This is a genomic window from uncultured Cardiobacterium sp., assembly GCF_938028185.1.
Taxonomy (GTDB): Bacteria; Pseudomonadota; Gammaproteobacteria; order Cardiobacteriales; family Cardiobacteriaceae; genus Cardiobacterium.
This window is the reverse complement of record NZ_CALJAH010000289.1, coordinates 1-3110: the sequence shown is the minus strand read 5'-3', so window position 1 is coordinate 3110 and position 3110 is coordinate 1. Positions and strand designations below refer to the sequence as shown.

Here is a 3110-nt window from a genome sequence, read left to right as displayed (position 1 = left end):
TGGATGCCTTTTTTTGTAGCTGTTGCACTTGAATTGTAAATTCGCCACATACACCATGAGCGCTCAAGTGTATGTAAATCACCCAACCGACCCACAACGAATAACTCACACAAAATCCCAACCCGCCCCCGCAGCCCGCGCGGGCGGGTTTTCCGTGGCTTGCCCCTGCCCTGCCCCCTTGCCCTCGCCCTTCATACGGCATAACCTGCACGCCAAATTTCACATCCCACACCACCATGAGCCAAATCGTTACCAGCCGCCGCTATCCCGAAGTCGCCGCCGAACTGCGGCAAATCATCCGGCGTGGCGGCTTCGCCGTCGGCGATAAAATGCCCGCCGAACGCCAACTCGCCGAACAGCTTGACGTCAGCCGCGCGCTGTTGCGCGAAGCGCTGATCATGCTGGAAATCCAGGGACTGGTCGAAGTGCGGCAGGGGTCGGGCGTCTATATCGTCCGCCTGCCCGACGATGGCGCGGCAAAAACCGACGACAGCGACATCGGCCCGTTTGAGCTGATGCAGGCGCGGCAAGTGCTGGAAAGCAGCATTGCCGAAGTCGCCGCGCTCACTGTCACCAAAGCCGACATCGAAGCGCTGCAACGCATCCTGCAAATCCAGGAACAGGAAGTACGCGACGGCATCACCGACTACAGCAGCGACGAACAATTCCACCTGCGCGTCGCCCAGGCGACGCAAAACAGCGTCCTCGCCGAGAGCGTCAACCGCCTCTGGCTCCAGCGCCGCGCCAGCCCGATGTGGGAACAACTGCACCGCCACATCACCCACACCACCTACTGGCAGCGCTGGCTGGAAGACCACCGCGTTATCTTGAACGCCTTGAAACGCAAAGACCCGGTCGCCGCGCGCCATGCGATGTGGCAACACCTGGAAAACGTGCGCGGAACCCTGCTGATGCTATCCGACGTGGACGCGCCCGAATTTGACGGCTACCTCTTTCAAAGCCTGCCTATCAACATCCCGCCCGCGCAGTAGCACCACAAAAAAACCGCCAGCGATGGCGGTTTTTTTGGGGCGGGATGGCGGCAAATTACGGATTGCGCTACGCCTCAGCCAACAACCGGATAGCTTCAGCATTCAGCCCACGCGCTGATACGCTCGCGCAAAACGTGTCGCTACCAAATACTTTATCGTCTCATTATCCCCTCCGCCGTAGCGGGAGAAGGAGATTTTCCGTTACCGCCGCCAAGCGTTATCGCCCTGCCAGCGGCAGCGGGCGGACGCAATGGCCGGAGCAGCTTTCGTCCACAATCCACTGTTCGCCGCGCCGCCAGGTCTGGAGTGCGATGCGGTAGGGTTCTTCTACCGGGTTGGGGACAACGGCGTGTCCCTTGCCGCTGAGGATGACTTCGGCGGCGCTTTTATCGTCGCGGTAATGCACGGCTTCGATGCGCGGCGTGCCGTAGTCGTAGCCGTTGAGCGTCTGGAGATAGGCGGTGGCGGCGCTTGCCGGGTCGGGGAAGCCGCTGGCGTCGAGGTTGCAGCCGAGGTCGCTGCCACCCAGGGCGACGCGCCAGCCGTCCGCGCCGTGGCTGAGCGGGATGCCCATGCGATCCCGCCCCTGCGGCGTTTCGACGTGCAGGGTGACGGTGTAATCGTTGCCGTCGTGCTGCACGTCGTGCGCGATGATGCGGCGGGCGGGCAGCGGCTGTGCGGTGAGGATTTGCGCGAGGCATTGTTGCATGGCGCTGCGGTAACGGGCGCTGTCGGCGGTGCCGGGCGGGATGGCAAGCAGCGCGGCGGCTGCGGCGCTGTCGCCGTCAATCAGTGCCTGCGCGAAGGTTTGCGCGGTTTGTGCCGCGTCTTCGTTGGTGGCGTGCGCCAGGGCGGTCGCACCCAGGGCGAGAAGGAGCAGGTTTTTTTTCATGGCGGGCTCTCCGGTTGTGGGGGTGATATGGGCATTTTATCGCCACCCCACACGGCGGGCGACCACAGCACGGCAAACGGATGCCTTACGCCGCCTGCACCAGTGCCACCGCCTCACGCGAGAGGCGGGCGACCTCGTCCCAGTTTTGCGCGGCGAGCAGTGATTTTTCCACCATCCACGAGCCGCCGCAGGCGATGACGTTCGGCAGCGCGAGATAATCGCGGATGTTTTTCACGCCGATGCCGCCGGTCGGCATCACTTGCAGCATCGCATACGGCGCGAGCAGCGCTTTCAGCATCGGGATGCCGCCGCTGGCTTCCGCCGGGAAGAATTTGACGGTGTGGATGCCCAGCTCCAGCGCCGCTTCAATCGCCATCGGGTTGTTGATGCCGGGGGTGATGGCGATGCCCATGTCCTGACAGGCCTTGACCGTGTTCGGGTTGAAGCCGGGGCTGACGATGAAGTCTGCGCCCGCTTGTTGGGCGGCTTTGGCTTGGGCGGCGTTCAGCACGGTGCCCGCGCCGATGAGGATGTCCGGCAAGGTGTCGCGCAGGCGGCGGATGGCGTCAATGGCGGCGGCCGAGCGGAAGGTGATTTCGGCGGCAGGAATGCCGCTTTGCAACAGCGCTGCGCCGAGCGGCACCGCGTCTTCGGCGCGCTCAAGGGCGATGACCGGGACGATTTTCAGCGCTTGCAGGCGGGGGGTGAGGGTTTCGATATTCATGGATGCTCCGTAGGTTGGGTTGCGGCGATGAATGGCCGGATGGGTTTAATGTTTTGGGGTGATGCGGTGGGGCAAGCCCCACCCTACCCTTCCAGGCGGCAGTATTCCGCCGGGATAATCGCGCCTTTGTGCTGGATGACGGTGGCGGCGAGGCGGTTGCCCGCGCGGCAGCATTCTGCCGCATCCGCACCTTGCAGATAGCGGGCGAGGTAGCCGGCGTTGAAGGCATCGCCTGCCGAGGTGGTGTCCACCACGCGCGCGACGGTTTCGCCCTTGACCGCAATGCGTTCGTCGCCCGCCGCGTACAGCGCACCGTCGGCGCCGCGTTTGACGACAATTTTGTCCACGCCTGCCGCTTGCAGGCGGGCGATGGTCGCCTCTACGTCGGCGTCGTCCCACAGCGCACGTTCATCGTCGTCGGTCATCAGCGTCAGGTGGACGTGCGGCAAGAGGCGGGCGTAGGCGGCGCGGGTCTCGTCGCGGCTCTGCCACAGCGCCGGGC

Annotated in this window: 4 protein-coding genes; 1 reads left to right on the top strand and 3 read right to left on the bottom strand. The window is 64.1% G+C overall.

Going from position 1 to position 3110, the window contains the following annotated elements:
- Nucleotides 1-236 precede the first annotated feature (236 nt).
- Nucleotides 237-992, top strand: a complete 756-nt coding sequence (locus tag Q0349_RS08550; RefSeq protein ID WP_298080445.1) for an FCD domain-containing protein — start codon at nt 237-239, stop codon at nt 990-992.
- 217 nt (nt 993-1209) lie between these two features.
- On the opposite strand, the gene Q0349_RS08545 is transcribed toward Q0349_RS08550, so the two are convergent.
- The 3 genes from Q0349_RS08545 to Q0349_RS08535 all read right to left on the bottom strand — a co-directional run.
- The gene (locus Q0349_RS08545) at nt 1210-1884 is read right to left on the bottom strand and encodes a hypothetical protein (protein ID WP_298080444.1); all 675 of its coding nucleotides are present in this window, start codon (nt 1882-1884) and stop codon (nt 1210-1212) included.
- Between the two features lie 85 nt (nt 1885-1969).
- Nucleotides 1970-2602 (bottom strand): bifunctional 4-hydroxy-2-oxoglutarate aldolase/2-dehydro-3-deoxy-phosphogluconate aldolase, encoded by a 633-nt coding sequence (locus Q0349_RS08540; RefSeq protein WP_366916298.1) that lies wholly within the window; start codon nt 2600-2602, stop codon nt 1970-1972.
- Nucleotides 2603-2691: 89 nt separating this feature from the next.
- On the bottom strand, nt 2692-3110 hold a 419-nt coding region (locus Q0349_RS08535; RefSeq protein WP_298080442.1), incomplete at its 5' end, for a PfkB family carbohydrate kinase.

Excerpts from the sequence above, each read along its gene's own strand:
- Q0349_RS08545 (WP_298080444.1), bottom strand. The coding sequence starts at position 1,884 with ATGAAAAAAAACCTGCTCCTTCTCGCCCTGGGTGCGACCGCCCTGGCG.
- Q0349_RS08550 (WP_298080445.1), top strand. The coding sequence starts at position 237 with ATGAGCCAAATCGTTACCAGCCGCCGCTATCCCGAAGTCGCCGCCGAA.